This is a genomic window from Frankia sp. ACN1ag, from assembly GCF_001414035.1.
Taxonomy (GTDB): domain Bacteria; phylum Actinomycetota; class Actinomycetes; order Frankiales; family Frankiaceae; genus Frankia; species Frankia torreyi.
On sequence record NZ_LJPA01000005.1, the window covers coordinates 206,686 to 223,853 of the forward strand.

The following is a 17,168-nucleotide window of genomic DNA, read 5'->3' on the forward strand; positions in this document are numbered from 1 at the left end:
ACGATGCCCGTCCAGCCACTCCTCGACGTCGGCCCACGGGCGCCGCCGCGGGTCCTCGGCGGACGGACGGCTGATCAGCGGGTCCGGGACGCCCTTCAGGTCGGGCGATCACCTGCGCCCGAGTCCGGGACACCGGCTCGCCGCGTACCCGGTCGAGCATCTCCTGGAGTTGCGTGATGGCCGCCGCCTGCGTGCAGTGAAGGGCCGCGGGTCTCTAGGCGTCGGCGGGCTGTCGAGCCTCTGCGGTCATCTTCTGGATCAGGCGTTCCCAGCCCGGAGTGGCCCCGCCAACGGCGTGAATCGCGGTCCGCACTGCGCAGAGGCTCTTGTAGGCCGCATCAGGGATGGTGTCAGCCTCGATGGTCATGGTGATGTCCATCCGGCCCTCGGTGAGGTTGCCGCCGATGTCGGGGTCGATGAGGTCTTCCAGAGTGAGCAGGGCATCCATGAGCTGGTCGGTGCGAGTCTCGAAGTCGCCGATGGGACCGGTCACCGTGAGCTCGACGAGGCCTTCATACTTCATAGTCCGCCCTCCTTCCAGCAGGTCCTGCTCCTCAGGTAGCTCCGTAGGTTCCGTTCGTATCGCGGGTTCGACGGTGTTAGGTGCACCCACTTGTAGTGACCATCGCCGCACGTACAGAACATCCGGAAGTACCCGCTACCCTTGGTGACTTTCCAACCTTGGGCTTCCCCGTTTCGGAGGAGTGCCTCCAGCTCCTTGATCGGGTGCCGCGGTCGTGGCATCCATCGACCTCCACTCGAACCTACCCGGGCATCGTCGCTGGCACTTGGATTGGTGGCGAACTACACCACGGTAGTTCGCTCCGGGTTACCGCTTCGTGGTCTTCGTGGTGGACCGACAGCTACGCGGCTGAAGTGCGCCGAGGTGGAAGCAACCTCGGGTGTCACCGGTGTCGGAGCGAGGGCGGCCAGTAGCAGGTCATCCGGCCGGCGGCGTGCTCCCGGCGGCGTGCTCCCGGCGGCGTGCTCCCGGCGGCGGGAGACTCACTGACCTCGGGCGCGGCGTCCCACGGCCTCGCAGGGCCGAACCCGCGCAGCCGGGAGACAGGGGGGAGATCGCGAAAGACCAAAGTTCCTGGTAGATCGCGTGATCCGCGAGAACGTGCTGGTAGTGCGGACGAGGTGGCCTGTAAGCCGGGTACAGGTCCCGCGGGTTTCCTGGCCTGCGGCGGCCCGCCGATCATGGCTCTGACCAGGAGGTTTGATCTTTCCTCGTCTTTCTGATCCTTGCGGTCTTTGACGAGTGAAACGGCCCAGAAACGGCCCAGAGATCGACATGGCAACGGCCCCGGACGCGCGGATGCGTCCGGGGCCGTTCGTCACGCCGAGCTACTCGGCGGGCTTGTCTGGCCGGTGCTCGGTGATCCACTGCTCGACATCGTCGATGCCCCAGAAACGCGTCACGCCGTGCATGAAGAGCGGCGGCGGGAAGTCGGCGCGATTGGCGATCCGGCGGCCCTGCTCGGCGCCAACGCCGAGGCGCTCGGCGAGGTCGCGAGTCGTCCATACAGGGCGCGGGTCGGCAGAACTCATGGGCCCAGTCTAGTGGGGTTACCCCACCACCCGTGCTAAGGTGGGGAAACCCCACCAAGGGGCGGGCCCGCCCGGTGCTACCAACACCGGAACGGGCCCTCGATCCGATCCTGCTGTAACAGGAGTCGAACCGTGGTTCCCAGCATCCCACGGGGCGCAGTGCGCGCCCTGTTCACCCACGCTCGCGCGGTGCCCTTGGCGCCGGCGCCCGGCGTGTCCGTCCGTGCCTGCCGCGCGGTCCTCGTCGCCCTGGTCGTCTTCGTCGACCGGGATTCCTGGTCGGGTGCCTGGCCTGCCGTGGCCACGCTCGCGGAGCGCGCCGAGGTCTCGATCCGGACCGCCCGCCGCGCGCTGCGCGCCCTTGAGGCGGCCGGCGTCATCGTCACCGAGGTCGGCGGCGGCCGGCGGTCCAGCCGGTACCGACTCGTGCGGCCGCCGGCGGAACCCGACGCGGTGACCGGGCAGGCCGGTCAGGATGACCGCCGATCCCCGGTGTTTACCCCGCCTCTCCCTTCGGTCGAGGCGGCGCAGGCCGCGCCCCGCCCGAAGCGCATCCGGAAGCTGCCCGAAGACCTCCGACCGCTGGCGGACGCCCTGACGTCCCGTGGTCTGCGGGCGTCGTTCTCGCTGACCGGCGAGCAGGTCGCCGACGTCCGCGCGGCGCTGTCCCGCCATGGCGTGCCCGCTCTCGTCGGCGCGGCGTACCGCGCGCACCAGCCACTCCGGCCCGCCCGGTGGTGGTCCGCGTGGCTCGGCCTGTGGAGCGGTCTCCACGCCCCGTCCGGCGTCCCCGCAGGCACTCCGGCGACCTCGGCCCCGCCGGCGCCGCAGCTCCGGCCGGAGGTCAACGCGGCCGGCGCGGCGGCCTGCCGAGCGGTCCTCGCCGCGCGGCGCCGCGCGGCCTGAGCACCACCCCACAGACCTCGCCCGGCGGTGACGTCCGCCCGCCCGGGAACCCTCACCCTTCGTCAGGGAGTACGAGCATGCCCACGACCCTGCTTCCCGCCGGCGCACAGCCGCCGGCGACCCTCACGCCCACCCAGCGCGCGGCCGTCCGGATCGCCCTGGCCCACGCGCTCGGAGCCGGCCGACCGATCACCCGCGCACAGATCATCAGCGACCTGTTCCCGCCGGCGGTCGCCCACCCGGTGCCGGCCGGCGTCACCCCCGCCGAGGAGCCGGTCACCCCGCTCTCGGTGCCCAACGCGGTCGTGTTCCTCGCTCCCGTCACCCCCGACGAGGAGCCCGTCACCCCCGACGCCACCATGGACGAGGTCGTGTCCTTCATGGACGCGGCCGTCCGCCTCGGTTTGTCCGTGGCCACCACACGCCGCTACGCCGCGCCGAGCTCGGGCAAGCTCGTCCGCCTCGGCACCGGCGTCTCCCGGGCGTCCCTGGTCGCGCTGGAGGCCGGACGATGAACGACCGCATGATCCCCATGTCCGAGCTGGAACCCGACGCTGCCGAGCTGGCACGTGCTGGGCGGCGCTACGCCCGGTACGACAGCCTCGACGACCTCCGGCGGGCGGCGCAGGCAAGCGGCTCGATCAACGCCGAGGTGGTCGTGGACATGCTCGACGGTGGCGACCCGGTGATGGCCGCGGCCGCGCTGCGCATGCTCGTCGCCGACGGCCGCGCCAGCCGCGCCCGGTTCGTCGAGCTGGACGCGGCCACGACGGAGGTGGCCCGATGACCGGCGGCATCCCGACACACCTGCTCACCCCGACCCGGACCGAGCTGGCCAACGCCCGCGCGGCTGTCGCCCGGATCGCTGGCGACACGGTCGGCGGCGCGTACGTGGCGGCCGCGGTGCAGTCCGCCGGCCGGCCCGGCGAGGTCATCCGGGCGCTGCGCCAGGGCGACCTCGTCGAGGCGGCGCGCGGTCTGCGCTGGCTCGCCGCGGTCGATCTGGCGGCGGCCGAGCGGCGCGACCTCGTCGCCGCGCGGGACCGAGAGATCCGGCTCGCCGATGCGGGGGCGAGCCGATGACGGGCGACGCTGACGACCTCGTCGCCGCGGTCCGCCGCGCCGACGCTGCCCTCGCCTTCCTGCTCGACGACGACCACGCGGCGTTCGCTGCCGGCGCCGGCGACGTGGTCGACGCCCTGGCGGCGTACCTCGCCAGCGGCGACGAGGAGCCGTTGCGGGCGGTGATGGCCTCGGCCGGCGGCCGCCCGGACAGCTACCGCGCCGGCGGCATCGCGGTCGGAAAGCTGGTCCTGGCGCTCATCGCCGAGCTGCGCGCCGGCGCCGGCGGGGACTGACCAGTCCGCCGGGGGCAGAGCCCCCGGGCACCCACCCGGGGGCTCTGCCTCGTCGGACCCGTCGCGGCCGGTCGGGGAACCGCTGGTGAAAACCGGGCCCCGGGGTGTTCTCACCACCCCGGGACTCCGGCGCCGGCCAGGCCCTCACACGGCGCTGTGCGCGGGTCAGACGTCCAGGGAGCGCCGGAGGTCGACCAGCTCGCGCACGGCGGGGTGACGCTGGTCTGGCACGGCGGCCAGGAACGCGTCGACCCGTGCCGTGACCGTGCGCGCCGGGCGGCCCATGGCGGCCGAGGCGGTCAGCGTCCGGTGCAGGATGTCGGCGCCGGCGTCGGGTTCGGCGCGCGCCTGCACCAGGGCGAAGGATGCGCCGAGCGCCTGGCGGGTGTCCTCGGTCAGGCTCGCGGGCACGGCGGCCACGGTGGTCTCCAGGACCTCGCGGGCGCGGTCGCTGCGGCCGCCGCGGGCGTAGACGTCGACCGCGGCGCGGCTCCACTCCAGCCGGGACGTGACCCCGGGCATCGGCCCGCCGATCATCGGGGCGTCCTGCTCGTCGAGGAGCCGTTCTGCGATCCGGATGTCGGCGTCCGCGGCGTCGACGTCGAGCCGGGCGGCGTGTGCGCGGGCGGCCGCGAGGTACAGCCGCGGGTCGTCGCCGCTGACGTGCAACCCCCGCTCGGCGATGCGTAGGGCGTCGCCTGGCCGGCCGTCCGCGAGGTCGGCGGCGCTCTTCGTGGCGAACCCGAACGCCACGGTCCGCCGGTCCCCGGCGCGGGACGCGCGGGCGATCGCCGTGCCCAGCACGCGCCACGCGGCCTCGGTGTCGCCGGCGTCCACCAGGGCGCGGGCCCGCAGCGCGCCGGCCCGACCCTGCAACATCATGACCTCTCGCGCCACCTGGGACCGCATCCGCTGGCCACCGACCGCGGCGAGGCTACGAAGGTGCGCGCCGGCGGTCCGGGCCGTTGCGGCGAGGTCCCGGCGCGGGTACTCCGCATACAGGTTGTCGATCACCACGGACGCATGATCGGAGAAGTGCCGCGCGCTCACGAGGTCCGCCGCGGGCACGAGCCCGATGCCCGCGAGAAGGACCAGATGCCGCCGGTTGATACCGATGCCGTCGCCCATGGACCACCTACTACCCGGAAGGTCGCCCGCCTCCCGAGTCGATGATCCGTCCGTGGACGGCGGATGACCAGGTTCTCGTCCATGCTCACGCCCCGTGTTGACCCGATACCCCATCGGACGCTAGTCGGACACGGTCACTGGCTGCGAGCAAAACGGAGGCTACGGCGTGGTCTCCCGCCAACCGGGTCGGTTGGCGTCCAACCATCGCTCGACGTCGGCGCGGCGCCACAGACGGATGCGGCCGTCTCGGTCGGTGAACCACGGACGCGGGAACGCGAAGTGCGTCGTGATCGTGTGGGCCCGGCTCTTGCCGACGCCGAGCGCTTCGCGGATCTCCGTGAAGGTGACCAGCTCACTCGGTCGCGCTGGCTCGTCGACGGGGTTCACGGTGCGGATGCTCAGGCGAGTACCCGGGTCCGGGACTGCACATCTGTACCCGGGTCCGTAGACGCGCTACCGTGCCCGAACCGTCGCGCGCCGTCCCGGTCGCGTGGACATGAAAAGCCCCGTCCGGTCTGCCAACCGGGACGGGGCTACGGCCGGAGGGAGCCGACCGCTATGACCGACGAACCTACCGACGTCATCGACGACGTCGAGGTGGACGACGAGCAGGGCCAGGCCGAGCCGGGTGCCGGTGCGCAGTTCCCGCCGCAGCCGGGGGCGTCCGTCCACCACAGTCCGCTGATCGGGCAGGCGACGGTGCTTGCCGATCAGGGCATCCGGGCGGCCGACCTGACGTCGGCGTTGGCGCGGTTCCTGCCGGCCGGCGTCCGTCTCGTCGAGGCGTCGCTGCATGCGGGCACGGTCATGCTGGTGTTTGAGGGTGCTCCGGCTGCGGCCGGCGGCGGGGTCTGAGCTACCCCAGCAGTTCGGCGGCGGTGTCGGGCACGTCGGGTAGATCCGCGGCGGCGGCGGCGCACTCGGCGTCGAGCTGGGCGCGTAGGCCGTCGGGCAGCCACTCCCGCGGGATGTCGCCCGGTTCGTCGCCGATGGCGACGCGGGCGAACGGCACGACGCCGCCGCGGCCGGCGTCGCCCAGGTCGACGTCAACGACGACGACCGCCCCGTCCGGGGTCGCGTCGAAGCGGATGACCCATCCCTGACCGGCGGGCAGGATGCGGGCGAGATGCGCGCGTTCGTCGGGGTCGGGCGTGCGGAACACGGCGTACGCCACCGGCTCGCTGATGGCCTCCACGACCCGGACCATCCACTCCTCGATGTCGGTCACAGACCAGACCGCCGTCCGTTGCTGCCGCTGATTCTGGTGGCGATGGTGTCGCGGACGCGGCCGGCGATCGACTCGGCAAGGTCCCGCTCCGTGGTGACGCTGCCGGACACCGGCGCGTTGACCGTGACGTTGACGATGGTCGCGCCGGCGCCGTAACGGTCGGAAAGCTGGGGGGCGGGGTTGTAGGTGGGCAGGGTCCGCCCGGCGCTGAGCATGCGGGCGCTGGCGGCGTTGGAGAAGACCTGCGCGGACGCGGCCCAGCGGACGAGCTCCGGGCCGTTCTCGCCGACCACGGACCACTCCCCGGGCCGCGGCCGCCCGCCCGAGGCGTAGTAGGTCAGGCCCGGCGCGTTGGGCGAGGTGTTCGAGTAGTAATCCAGTTCTCGCCGTTCCTTGACGGTGATCGTCACGGTCTTGTCGTTGATCCCGGCAAGCCAGTTGTTGATGTTGCTCTTGGCGGTGTTGACGCGGTTCTCGGCGGTGGTCAGGTCGGCGTCGACTCGGGTGCGGAAGCCGGTGACGGCGTCCTGCGCGGAACGCCAGGGTGCGCCCAGCGGCCCGGGGAGTCGGGCCATGGTGGAGATGATCCCGGTCACCGAGGTCAGGACGCCGTCGAAGATGCCGCGGAACGCGGTGATAACGGTGCCGGCGACCTCCAGGGCGACGGCGGCCAGGCGCAGCGAGGCGGTGACGTACGCGCCGATGATGTCGATGGTGGCCCGGATGGCCAGCCCGACGGCGATCATTGCCCCGCCGAGGTTGTTCTTCAGGGCGAACTCGACGACCTTCACGATCACGGTGGCGATGTCGAGCAGGGCCTGGCCGAAGACCTTCAGTTGCGGCTCGTTCTGCCGTAGCGCGTCGAGCACGCCGGACAGGGCCTGGCCGAGGCGGCCGGCCAGGGCGGCGGCGAGGCTTTCGACCGCGGGCAGCAGCGTGGTTGTGATCCAGTTGCCGAGCGCCTGCACGGCGGGTACGACATCCTCGCGCAGGATCGGCGCGACCTGGTCGCGGAAGACCGGCACGAGGTCGTCGCGAGCGATGCGCAGCAGGGAGGCCAGGGCGCCGGTGGTGACCTGGAAGACCGTCGAGCTGATGCCCTGGAACGCGGGAAGCAACTGATCGTTGACGACCTGGGCGACGCTGACCAGCGTCGGCCACAGGTCGTTGCGGGCGAGGTCGACCAGGGCGCGGGCGCGCACGCCGAGCTCCTGGAAGCCGCCGGCGAGACCGGTCAACCCGGGCGCGACCTCGCCGTTGGCGAAGCCGGTAGCCACCTCGGTGGCAGCGTCGCTGATGGCGGTCCTGGCCAGGCTCGCGGCCGTGCGGAGCCCCTGGAACAGCGCGGTGACGGTGCCGGTCACCTGGGCGCTGGTGGCCCAGTCCCGGAACCGCTGCGACATGGTCAGAAGGTTGTCGGAGAGGTTCACCCCGTCCGCGGAGATGGCGGAGAACAACGCCTTCACTCCGACCCCGAAGTTCCACAGGGATGTGACGATGTTCCCGATGGTGTTCGCGCCGTTCTGAATGGCCGCGGTGAGTTCTCCCGACGCCCTTTTTGCCGCGACCCACTGCGCGATGCTGTCGGCCCCGACGTTCAGGTTCCGCGTCAGCCCGACCCACACGGCCTTCGCTGCCACCGCGACGTCGAAGAACGCCTCGGCCATGTCGAGTCCGGCGAACCCGAGGTTCGCGGTCGCGGCTGCGTTGGCGGTCATGATGTCGGCAAGGTCCTTACGGAACGCCGGACCGGAGAACACCTTGGCCGCGGTGACCGACAGATCCCCGAACACCTTCGCCGTCTGCCGCACACCCTCCCGCACGACGGGCAGGTTGGACGCGAACGTCTTCACCGCGACGTTGAACTGAGGGCCGAACGCACCCTCTGCGGCCTTCTTGATGCCGTCGAACTGGGGCTGTAGCTGCTTGAGCTGGCGGCCCGCCTCATCGCTGACGAGCTTCAGCGTGCCGAGGGCCTGGGCGCCGGTGAGCAGCGCCGGTGCCAGCACACCCGCGCCGGCGCCGGCCTGCGCGAGCGTCGAGCCGATCTGCGCGGCGGCCTGGGCGCCGGCGAGCAGCTTGACCGCGGTCGTACCCATGGTCACGGCGAGGCCGGCCGAACGCTCGGCGGCGCTGCGCATTCCCTCGGCCATGCCCGCGAGACGGGCGTTCAGCTCCGGGAAACCGCGGCCGGAATCAGAGACGTCATTCAGCCGCCGGCCGGTCCGGTCGGCCTCGTCACCGACGTCACGCAACGTTCGCGACGCGGTGACATCGACGCCGAAAAGGCGGAACGCGAGACTCGTTGATGAACTGGCCATATCCACACTCCACGCCGGAAAGCGCGGGGTGTGGATGGCACCCCGTGTATGGGTGATTACCGTAGTGGCGTCAGGTGATGCATTTGCATCACCTGACGCCACCCGGGTTAGCTCGTCTTGTTGACGAGCATCCGGAAGCCGCCGGGGTCGACGACTCCGGCACCGACGCGGGTCCAGCCGTACAGGCCGCGGTTGCCGTCCGGACGCCGGTTCGACCCGAGCGTCAGCGGGACCTGCTCGACGCTCATGCCCGCACGCATCGCGATCAGGTATTGGGAGAAGTCCCCGACGACGGCGATCGCTGACGTGGTGGTCCCGGTGGGGAACGCCGGAAAGTAGTCGTTAATGGGATATGGCCGGCCGAACAGCGCGGGGATGCCGTCGGCGGTGAGGTTCACGGTGAAGGCGTCGCCGGGGTTGTCGCCGAGCGCGCGGACCTTGTTCTGCACGTCGGTGCTCGACATCCAGGTGGCTGCCGGTGCCATCCGGGCCCGCTCGGGCAGGGCGGCCCACATGCGGTAGACGTCGACCTTGCCGAGCGTGCCGGCGGTCGTCAGGGTGACCTGCGACGTGGTCGTGGCGGTGAGCTGGGAGACGATGCCGTCCGGCTGGTTCGACCCGGTCGTGCCGGTCACGAAGACCTGCGCGAGCAGCTCGTCATAGCCGCGGGTGAACGTTTCGGACATCGCCGCGGCGAACCCGGGCCAGTCCTGCTCGACCTCGATCGAGTACTTGATGAACCCTTGCGCCTTGTGGGTGTCGATCTCGGGCTGCGCGATCGACGGGGAGTTGTCGGCCACCTCGGCGCCCTCGGTCGCGAACGTCCAGGTCATCCCCGCGCTGCTGATCCCGAGCCACTTGTTGCCCGTGATGGTCTCCACCCGGGCGCGGCCGAGAATCGGGTTGCTGCTGCCCTGTGCGGTCCACACGATCGTCGGGTCAATCAGCGCCGGCACGGCCAGGCCGCCGGCGGACGGCGTGCCGATGGACAGCGACCGGACCTCGGCGATGGCCGCGGTCTCCTCGGCGGTGAACGCGAACCCGCCGGCGGCGTACTTCATGAACGCGCTGCGGTACGCCGGCCGCTCGGTAGCCGCGATCAGCCGGGCGATGCTGGTGCCGTCGGTGTCGCCGTTCGTGGTGCGCAACGACCGCTCGACGTACTCGCGCTGCTCGTCACGAAGGTGCCGGGCCGCGGTCCGGTCCTCGAGTAGCCGGCGGGCGTGGTCGACGACGGCGCGGGCCTCGCCGCGCACCGGGTCGACGTCGGCCGTCGCGCCACCGTAGGCGCCGAACGCGGTTTCGATGCTGCGGGTGCCCGTGCGGCGGGCCACGACCTCGGCGAGGGCCTGGCGCTGCCGTTCGCGGACGAAGCCGTCCAGCGCGCGCAACGCGCCGTCGTGGACGTCCCAGCGGCGTTGCGCCGAGGCGGTCAGTGCCTCGCCGTTGGCGTCGCGGTGAACCTGCTCCATCGCGGCGACGTGAAGGTCACGGGCGCGACAGGCGGCGTCGTAGAGCTCGGCGTCGTCGCTGATCGACTCGCGTAGCTCGGTGAGGGTGGGGATGTGCTCGGACACGGTGGTCTCCAGGAAAGGGCGTGCCTACGGGGATCGGCGGGCCAGGCCGGTCTCGACGGGCGCGCCTCGGGGAGGTCGCTGCCCGGAGTTGCACCGGCGGCCGGTCGACGGCGGGCGGGTGCCGGTGGCGTACCCGCCCGTCCCGTTGACGTGCCGTGATCGATGCTACGGCAGGTCGGCAGGGCCCGGCGGGTCCCACTGCGCCACCACCGCGGCGAACGCCTCCCGCGAGCCACAGAGCAGCGTGCCGACCGCCACCATCCGCCCGGCCAGCAGGCACAGCGCGTCCCGCGCGGCGTCGTGGTCCAGGCCCTCGACGATCGCGCCCACCCCGGCCTCGTCGTCGGCTAGGAACCCTCCAAGCATCGCGTCCACGACGCCCGCAGCGTCTCGGAGGCTCTCCGGTGTTGGCATGGCCATGATGATCCTTTCGTGGTGCGTTCGGCGACGATCGACGATCGTCACGATGGGTGAGGTGGGGCCGGTTGCGTTCGGTCACGGCGACCGGTCGGCGGCGGCCGCGGGCGGTGCGGGGACCGGGGGGCAGGGTCGCCACGGGCGGGCGGGACCGCCCGTGACCCCACAACCACCGGGCGTCCCCCTCCGGGCCCGTGTAGCCCAAACGATCAAGAGATGACACCTTTCGGAAGATCGAATTTTGTTACCTTGGGTGACAATCACGATCATGACGGAGAGCGACGATAAACGATCAAGGGTGGCGGCCGCAGCCCGAAAGGATCTTGAGATAGGCGGTATGCGTCGAGAGTGGCCGCGCGCCACTCTGGGTGTCGGCACTCTCGGTAACGATTTGGCCGGAAAACACTACGCTGAGGTACCGCGCCCCGAAGAACCATGGAGTGGGTCACGGGAGGTCCAGGCCCCATGTGGTGAGCCCTCCCCCCTACCCCTGCGCCCATCCCGTCACCATCCGTACCGACGGGCGGCGACGGCCACCGGGACCACCCGGCCACCACACACAGATCGTGATGAGCGCTGATCTTCGCTCGTTGCGATCGGTGACAAGTGGCGTCGATGCATCGACGCCACGATCGGTCGACCATCACCATCCGTCACCCACCGGCCGGCCCACCCGACCCGGCCACCCGGACGCCCGATCCCTGCCACCCACCGGGACCCACCACCGCCTCGACGCTGGCCGCGAGGTTGACCCACGGCGCCTCGGGCCGCAGCCACGCGCGGCGCTGCACCGGCCAGTCACGGATGGGGATGAGCTGCGCGTCCCACCGCTCGGCCACGAAACACCGGGCGCACACCAGCAGCCTGCGCGTCACGGCCATCACGGTCGGCCGAGGCCGCGCACCGATCCCGCCTCGGCACCGCGGGCACCGGTCCATCTCGCCATGCCGCAGTTGCTCCACCACCAGCCGCTCTGACGACGGCACCCGCCTACCCACCAGACCCACCCCCCTCGATTCCGAGGCCGTCAGCGGCCAGCACAGCGGCCACCAGCGCGCGGTATCCGAGCGCGCGCGGGTCCTGCTCGACGACGTCGCCCTGGTCCACGTTGTCGACCGACCCGCCCCCCTCGTTCACAACGTGGGCCAGGCCCCCGTCGTCGTCCTCGTCGGGCAGGCCGAGCGCGTCGAGCAGCTCCCGCCGGTCGTCGTCGTTGCGGGCGTGCCGGGCGACCGTGGCGGCCGCGCGGGCGGCCACGACATCGGCGACCGGCCGGACGGGTTCGCCGCAGGTCGGAAGGTCGGTCACGACGTCACCAGCTCGGCGACCAGCCGGGCGAGCACGTCGCCGTGGCAGGCCTTCGGGTGGCACCAGCACCCGAGCGCCTTGCCGGCCAGCTCCGGCAGGCGTGACACCAGGTCGGGGCGGTCGTCGAGTAGGTACCGCTCGTACGCCTCGATCACGGCGGCCCGTTCGTCGTCGGTGTGCCGCTTCGGTAGGGCGTACGGGTTCCCCCACGGATTGCCGCGCCCGATGCGCTCAAGGCGGTCGACGTCCCTCAGGTGCCGCAGGAACGGCCCGTAGGGCTGTTTGAAGCCCGGCAGGCGGATGACCACGGACTCGCCACGGTCCAGGCGGGCGAGGATGGCGGACTCGTCGGGCGTGAAGTCGAAGGTCACGTGGCCTCCAGATGGTCAGGCCGGGCGCGGTGACGGCCGCGCCCGGCGGACGGTCAGGTGGTGGCCAGGGCTCCCGCGCCGGGGTGACCAGACACCGGATCGGTGTCGGCCTCCAGCTCGTGCTCGGCGAAGGCGCCGGCGTCGTACGACGTCCCGGACGGGTCGATCCCGATCACGTCGTACCAGGGGCCGGGGCAGCGATCGCCACCGACAGGGCACGCGTCGGCCACCTCCAGCGCACCGCAGAATTCGGCGTCAGTGCGGCGGCGGACGACGCCCGGCCAGGACAGGCCGGCGTCGATCGGGAGCCGCACCCGGTCGAACGGGCGGAACCGTGGACTGCTCATGTCACACTCCTTGCTGGTGGATGTGCCGGTAGGCGGCGCCGTGGCGGTCACCACGGCGCCCACCCGGTCAGGTCAGTAGTCCTCGGGGAAGAACGCGGTGTAGCCGGTTCCGTTGGGCTGGACCCACAGCGGCCGGCCGCCGAGCGCAGCCACGGGCGCGGTCGTGAAGAGGGAGCCCGGACCCTCCTCGTCGTCGCTGGCGTCCCGCAGGTAGGCGGCCAGCAGCTCGCCGAGGTTCGCCCAGAACGGCACCACGGCATCCGCCGGAGTCCAGTCCGGGAAGCTGCGCCGGCACTCCTCGGCGGGTGCGCCGAGGGTGGCGGCCCGCCCGAACGCGCCCTTGAGCGCGCGGTACAGGGTGCCGCTGACTCGGTTGAGCGGCAGGCCGCGGAAGTCGATGACGCCCCAGCCGTCCATGTCGACCAGGGACCCGTCCGCCAGGCCGTCGGTGTAGGTGACCTGAGTCATGATCTTTCCTTCCGTCGTGGTTGATGTCCGGTCCTGCTCGGCCGGCGGCGGTCCGCGCGCCGAGCGCCCGGCGGTCACGCTGCGGTCCGTGGCTGCCGTCGTGACCGCGGCATGCGGTCCCGGCACCGGACGCACCGCAGACCGTCGGCGGTCTCGACGAGTCGCTTCCGGGTGGCCGGCCGGCCGCAGCGTGGGCAGTGGTGGCGATGGGGTCCGGCCGAGGCGGTCATGACGCCTCCATCCCGGCGTCGCGCGCCAGATCGGCGCACACCGGGCACGGCTGCTGTTGCGTGTGCAGCCGGCACATGTCCCGCAGGTTCGCGGGTGCGTGCCCGTTGCTGCTCGGCGGCAGAAACCGCCCGCGCGGGTCCTGCTCGTCGCGGATGGCGCGGGCGATGTATGCGGCCGGGTTCGCCACCGTCCGGCCGGCGAGGATCGACGCGCGCACCGTGCCGGCCCAGACCGGCCCGACCGTGACCCCGGTCCGTTCCCGGATGGTGTTGATGACCGTCTCGTCGACCCGCGCGGCCCGCCTCTGTTCGAGGCTCGCCGGATCGATCTGTTCTGACCTGTTCTGAGAGTTCTGATTGGGGGGCACTGTGCCCCTAGTCATGGTGTTCTCTGCCCCTAGCTCTGGGGGCACCGTGCCCCTAGCTGCTCCCTTGGTTGGGGGCACCGTGCCCCTAGCCGGTGGTCTCAGTGAGAGACCAACCGGGATGGTCAACACGTACTGCGTCCGCGACTTCTTCGACCGGGCATCGGCGACGTCCGGCCGGCGCCGGATCACCCACCCGTCCCGCTCCAGCCGGTTGAGCTGGCGGCGGATGGTCGACCGGTCGAGCCCGGTCATGGTGGCCAGCGCGGTCAGGGACGGGGTGTAGGCGGCCGGGATGACCGGCGTGCCGGCTTCAGTGACCACGCACAGGGCGTGCATCACGTGTCGAGCCGGCGGCGGGAGTTCGGAGCCCACCACGGCGCGCTCAACCTCCCAGCGCGTCGCCATCGGCGACTCCTTCGGGCACCGCGGCGCGGCGCATGGCTTCGGTGGCGAGGTCGACCAGCGCCCGGCGGACCACGCTCGCGTTGAGCTGCTCGCCACACAGACGGGGCGGCACGAAGCCGTTCCACCCTTCGGGCGACCGGTAGCCCAGCGGCGGCGCGCACAACCGCGCGGCGAGGTCGGGATGCGCGAGGACCCGGGCGCGGCGCTGCGCGCACGCGGCCTGAGCCTCGGTGAGCTTGGAGCGCCAGAGGCGGGCGACCGGCCGATGCCCGACGATGTCGAGCCGCTCGGGCGGGTTACCCTGGCCGTGAGCCGCGCCGTCGCCCGGATGCTGACTCTGGAGGCCGCCCCCGCCAGGGCGGCCTCTGTCGTTCGGGGCGATCACGCGGTGCCGTCCTGCTCGGCGTACATCCGTTCGATGTAGGCAGCAAGATCAGACTCCGCGTACAGCAGCTTCCGTCCGATCTGCACCGCGGGCGGTCCCCCGCCGCGGTGCCGCATCATGTAGAGCGCCTGTGCCGTCGTCCGCAGACGCTCGGCTACCTCGTCGACGGTCAGGAACGGGCCCGTCCTCGGCGCGGCCTTGCGTCCCGCTGATGCCGACGCGGCGCCTCGGCGAGCCATCAGGCCGCGCCCTGCTCGACGTCGAGCAGGGCGGACACTCGGGCCGCGTGCCGGCGGGCAGCCGGCGGCGCGGCGGCGAGTACCGCGGCCAGGCTCTCTCTCCACTGCGTGACGTCGTCGTGGAACAACTCCGCTTCGGGCATGCCGAGGTACTCGGCGACGGCCCGCCGGAACGGCACCGACGTCCGCGACCGACCGGCGAGCATGGTGCAGACGTGTTGGACGCCGTATCCGAGATCGGCTGCCATGCGGCTCTGTGGGATGCCTCGGTCCTGAAGCACGTAATAGGCAGGATGGGCGCTACCTCTGGGCATGCACCAGAAATACCTATTAGAGCGAAAAGTTGGCAACTCCATAGCCGACCGTGACGGGCCATCCGGGATGTCCTGGCATGTAGCGGTATTCCTATGGCGCACCATCGTATCTTGACCGGACTAGTTCATTTTAGATCGGATTAGATCATCTTAGCTCATCTGCATATCATTTACCCGTGAATACCTTTACGTACCGGCAGATACCTACTCGCGGTCGGCGGGAAGATGCTGTGACGAATTTCACAGAATGACTCGATGTGCGACTACTCTTCGTGGTCGTCGCTGGTCCGGCCGGCCGGCTTCGTCCCGGTGCGTCCCTACCGGCCGCGGGACATAAGGTCTGATCCTCACGGATGACCTCGCCGGACTCGGCGACCGTCAGATGATTCGGGGGAATGCGTGGCGCGCATCAAAGATCGCTGGTTCAACGCCCGCAAGGGCCCGGACGGCGAGCGGGTGAAGTCGGCCCGGCACGGCAAGGGCGATCGCTGGCAGGTGGTGTACGACGACGACGAGGGGCGGGAGCGCGGCCCGACGTTCGCCCGCCGGGTGGATGCCGAGCGGTTCATGACCACCGTCGAGGCGGACAAGCTGCGCGGCGCCTACGTCGATCCGGACAAGGGCAAGAAGCTACTCAAGATCTACGTGGCGGAATGGCAGAAGGGCCAGGTGCAGCACGCGCCGAGCACGGTGTCGACCGTCGACTCGGACCTGCGGAACCACGTCCTCCCGCCCTTCGGGGACAAGGCGATCGGGCGTATCCGCCGGACCGCGGTTCAGGCGTGGGTCACGGAGCGATCGGCGGTGCTCGCACCAACCACCCTGCACCGGGTCTACGGCCTGCTGGCAACGATCCTCAAGGCGGCCGTGGTGGACGAGATCATCGTCCGCACGCCGTGCGTGGAGATCAACCTTCCGCCGATCACGAAGACGAGGGTCGTCCCCCTGCCCACGCTCGCCGTGGAGGCGATCATCGAAGCGGCACCGGCCCGCTGGCGTTCCGCGTTCATCCTCGGCGCCGGCACGGGCCAGCGTGAGGGGGAAATCCTCGGGCTCACCCTGGACCGGGTCGAGTTCCTGGCGCGACAGGGTCGGGTCGACCGCCAGGCCCAGACACCGAACAAGGGGAAGCCGTACATCCGTCCGCTGAAGACCGAGGCATCCGAGCGGACGATTCCCTACCCGGACGTCGTCCTCAACGCCCTGTCGGAGCACGTCCGACTCTTCCCGCCCGACCTCGTCGAGCTCGACGTCTACACCGAGCGGGCGGCCGGAGCGAAACCGAAGCGGGTCGCTGTCCGCCTGCTCTACCCCGGGCACGACGGCACCCTGATCCGGCGATGGCGGTTCATCGACAACGTGTGGAAGCCGGCGGTCAAGCGGGCAGAGGCGGCGCTGCGCGAGCGGGCGGCGAAGGAGCGGAGCGCGGGACGGAAGGACTCGGCGGACAAGATCGATGCCGCGGCCGATCGGCTCCGGGGGAAGGTCGACTTCCATGAGCTCCGGCACTACTACGCGAGTCTGTTGATCTCGCAGGGCGCCAACGTGAAGGTCGTTCAGGCCAGGCTCGGCCACAAGAACGCGACTGAGACTCTGGACACGTACGGGCACCTGTGGCCCGACAGCGACGAGTCGACCCGCGTTGCCGTCGATACGGTGCTCGGCGCCGCGCTCGGCAAGATCGGNACGCAATCGGCCCAGGAACGGCCCACGGCCCTCGGCTGACACCGTCTGCGCAGGTCAGATGGTGTAGTGCGGACGAGGTGGCCTGTAAGCCGGGTCCTGTGGCCGGGTCGCCTTGCGGCTCGCCGGTGGCGGCCATCTCTCTCGGGCTGCCGTTGCCGGCAGCCTCCAGCGGTCTACCCGCAGGCTCGGGCGGGCAGCCCTCGAACGCCTGCGCGGCTCGCGACCGGTTACGGCCGCGGGCCTTCTGACCTTGCTCCGGGCGGGGTTTACCGAGCCGCCCAGGTCACCCTGGGCGCTGGTGCGCTCTTACCGCACCGTTTCACCCTTACCGGCGCCGTGACCGGCACCGGCGGTCTGTTTTCTGTGGCACTGTCCCGCGGGTCGCCCCGGGTGGGTGTTACCCACCGCCCTGCCCTGTGGAGCCCGGACTTTCCTCGGCGGCACCGGCGTGAACCGGTGCCGACGCGGCCGCCCGGCCACCTCGTCCGCATCTTCAGCATAGGGCACGCGCCCGCCTAGAATCCCTGGGCACAGGGGACGGAACTGGACGGCGCGGGG

At 71.3% G+C, this 17,168-nt stretch carries 24 protein-coding genes and 1 other RNA gene; 7 read left to right on the forward strand and 18 right to left on the reverse strand.

The window, feature by feature from the left end:
- Positions 1-214: 214 nt before the first annotated feature.
- Both UK82_RS06225 and UK82_RS06230 read right to left on the reverse strand, forming a co-directional pair.
- Positions 215-523, reverse strand: a complete 309-nt coding sequence (locus UK82_RS06225) for a hypothetical protein (protein ID WP_044883631.1) — start codon at positions 521-523, stop codon at positions 215-217.
- 827 nt (positions 524-1,350) lie between these two features.
- Positions 1,351-1,554, reverse strand: a complete 204-nt coding sequence (locus UK82_RS06230; protein WP_055406591.1) for an AlpA family transcriptional regulator — start codon at positions 1,552-1,554, stop codon at positions 1,351-1,353.
- A gap of 132 nt (positions 1,555-1,686) precedes the next feature.
- Here UK82_RS06230 and UK82_RS06235 point away from each other — a divergent pair, with 132 nt between their 5' ends.
- The 5 genes from UK82_RS06235 (at position 1,687) to UK82_RS06255 (ending at position 3,818) form a co-directional block, all read left to right on the forward strand.
- The gene (locus tag UK82_RS06235; RefSeq protein WP_161849095.1) at positions 1,687-2,460 is read left to right on the forward strand and encodes a helix-turn-helix domain-containing protein; all 774 of its coding nucleotides are present in this window, start codon (positions 1,687-1,689) and stop codon (positions 2,458-2,460) included.
- Positions 2,461-2,537: 77 nt separating this feature from the next.
- Positions 2,538-2,975: a hypothetical protein gene (locus tag UK82_RS06240; protein WP_055406593.1), complete on the forward strand. Its 438-nt coding sequence runs from the start codon at positions 2,538-2,540 to the stop codon at positions 2,973-2,975.
- A gap of 8 nt (positions 2,976-2,983) precedes the next feature.
- Positions 2,984-3,247 (forward strand): hypothetical protein, encoded by a 264-nt coding sequence (locus UK82_RS06245; protein ID WP_152989809.1) that lies wholly within the window; start codon positions 2,984-2,986, stop codon positions 3,245-3,247.
- A complete protein-coding gene (locus UK82_RS06250; protein ID WP_055406595.1) occupies positions 3,244-3,543 on the forward strand; it encodes a hypothetical protein in 300 nt (99 codons plus the stop codon). Before UK82_RS06245 ends, UK82_RS06250 begins: the two co-directional genes overlap by 4 nt.
- Positions 3,540-3,818, forward strand: coding sequence for a hypothetical protein (locus UK82_RS06255; RefSeq protein ID WP_055406596.1), 279 nt, complete (start codon positions 3,540-3,542; stop codon positions 3,816-3,818). Before UK82_RS06250 ends, UK82_RS06255 begins: the two co-directional genes overlap by 4 nt.
- A 165-nt stretch (positions 3,819-3,983) precedes the next feature.
- Here UK82_RS06255 and UK82_RS06260 read toward each other — a convergent pair whose 3' ends face one another.
- Both UK82_RS06260 and UK82_RS06265 read right to left on the reverse strand, forming a co-directional pair.
- A complete protein-coding gene (locus tag UK82_RS06260) occupies positions 3,984-4,946 on the reverse strand; it encodes a hypothetical protein (protein WP_055406597.1) in 963 nt (320 codons plus the stop codon).
- A gap of 159 nt (positions 4,947-5,105) precedes the next feature.
- Positions 5,106-5,333, reverse strand: coding sequence for a hypothetical protein (locus UK82_RS06265; RefSeq protein ID WP_236705568.1), 228 nt, complete (start codon positions 5,331-5,333; stop codon positions 5,106-5,108).
- A 171-nt stretch (positions 5,334-5,504) separates the two neighbouring features.
- Here UK82_RS06265 and UK82_RS06270 point away from each other — a divergent pair, with 171 nt between their 5' ends.
- Positions 5,505-5,801 carry a hypothetical protein gene (locus tag UK82_RS06270; RefSeq protein WP_055406599.1) on the forward strand — a complete coding sequence of 99 codons (297 nt, stop codon included), beginning with the start codon at positions 5,505-5,507 and terminating at the stop codon, positions 5,799-5,801.
- A gap of 1 nt (position 5,802) precedes the next feature.
- On the opposite strand, the gene UK82_RS06275 is transcribed toward UK82_RS06270, so the two are convergent.
- From UK82_RS06275 to UK82_RS06335, 13 genes are all read right to left on the reverse strand, one after another.
- Positions 5,803-6,174: a hypothetical protein gene (locus tag UK82_RS06275; RefSeq protein ID WP_055406600.1), complete on the reverse strand. Its 372-nt coding sequence runs from the start codon at positions 6,172-6,174 to the stop codon at positions 5,803-5,805.
- Positions 6,171-8,495: a hypothetical protein gene (locus UK82_RS06280; RefSeq protein ID WP_152989810.1), complete on the reverse strand. Its 2,325-nt coding sequence runs from the start codon at positions 8,493-8,495 to the stop codon at positions 6,171-6,173. Before UK82_RS06280 ends, UK82_RS06275 begins: the two co-directional genes overlap by 4 nt.
- 107 nt (positions 8,496-8,602) lie before the next feature.
- Positions 8,603-10,072 (reverse strand): phage major capsid protein, encoded by a 1,470-nt coding sequence (locus UK82_RS06285; RefSeq protein ID WP_055406602.1) that lies wholly within the window; start codon positions 10,070-10,072, stop codon positions 8,603-8,605.
- 165 nt (positions 10,073-10,237) lie between these two features.
- Positions 10,238-10,486: a hypothetical protein gene (locus UK82_RS06290; RefSeq protein WP_152989811.1), complete on the reverse strand. Its 249-nt coding sequence runs from the start codon at positions 10,484-10,486 to the stop codon at positions 10,238-10,240.
- Positions 10,487-11,142: 656 nt separating this feature from the next.
- Positions 11,143-11,364 carry a hypothetical protein gene (locus UK82_RS06295; RefSeq protein WP_152989812.1) on the reverse strand — a complete coding sequence of 74 codons (222 nt, stop codon included), beginning with the start codon at positions 11,362-11,364 and terminating at the stop codon, positions 11,143-11,145.
- A 115-nt stretch (positions 11,365-11,479) separates the two neighbouring features.
- Entirely contained in the window at positions 11,480-11,797 is a 318-nt protein-coding gene (locus tag UK82_RS06300) for a hypothetical protein (RefSeq protein WP_055406605.1), read from the reverse strand.
- The gene (locus tag UK82_RS06305; protein WP_201784158.1) at positions 11,794-12,168 is read right to left on the reverse strand and encodes a DUF4326 domain-containing protein; all 375 of its coding nucleotides are present in this window, start codon (positions 12,166-12,168) and stop codon (positions 11,794-11,796) included. Before UK82_RS06305 ends, UK82_RS06300 begins: the two co-directional genes overlap by 4 nt.
- A gap of 53 nt (positions 12,169-12,221) precedes the next feature.
- Entirely contained in the window at positions 12,222-12,515 is a 294-nt protein-coding gene (locus UK82_RS06310; protein ID WP_152989813.1) for a hypothetical protein, read from the reverse strand.
- Between the two features lie 72 nt (positions 12,516-12,587).
- The gene (locus tag UK82_RS06315) at positions 12,588-12,983 is read right to left on the reverse strand and encodes a hypothetical protein (RefSeq protein WP_152989814.1); all 396 of its coding nucleotides are present in this window, start codon (positions 12,981-12,983) and stop codon (positions 12,588-12,590) included.
- 226 nt (positions 12,984-13,209) lie between these two features.
- Positions 13,210-13,986: a MarR family transcriptional regulator gene (locus UK82_RS32445; protein ID WP_152989815.1), complete on the reverse strand. Its 777-nt coding sequence runs from the start codon at positions 13,984-13,986 to the stop codon at positions 13,210-13,212.
- Positions 13,964-14,371 (reverse strand): hypothetical protein, encoded by a 408-nt coding sequence (locus UK82_RS06325; protein ID WP_055406609.1) that lies wholly within the window; start codon positions 14,369-14,371, stop codon positions 13,964-13,966. Before UK82_RS06325 ends, UK82_RS32445 begins: the two co-directional genes overlap by 23 nt.
- Positions 14,368-14,610 carry a helix-turn-helix domain-containing protein gene (locus tag UK82_RS06330; RefSeq protein WP_055406610.1) on the reverse strand — a complete coding sequence of 81 codons (243 nt, stop codon included), beginning with the start codon at positions 14,608-14,610 and terminating at the stop codon, positions 14,368-14,370. The genes UK82_RS06325 and UK82_RS06330 overlap by 4 nt, the downstream gene beginning before the upstream one ends.
- Complete coding sequence (locus UK82_RS06335) at positions 14,610-14,858, reverse strand: hypothetical protein (protein WP_055406611.1); 249 nt, start codon at positions 14,856-14,858, stop codon at positions 14,610-14,612. The genes UK82_RS06330 and UK82_RS06335 overlap by 1 nt, the downstream gene beginning before the upstream one ends.
- Positions 14,859-15,491: 633 nt before the next feature.
- Here UK82_RS06335 and UK82_RS42390 point away from each other — a divergent pair.
- The coding region (locus UK82_RS42390) for a tyrosine-type recombinase/integrase (RefSeq protein ID WP_396230471.1) at positions 15,492-16,609 on the forward strand (1,118 nt) is incomplete at its 3' end.
- Between the two features lie 70 nt (positions 16,610-16,679).
- Here UK82_RS42390 and rnpB read toward each other — a convergent pair.
- Positions 16,680-17,094, reverse strand: an RNA gene (gene rnpB, locus UK82_RS06605) — RNase P RNA component class A.
- Positions 17,095-17,168: the final 74 nt, after the last annotated feature.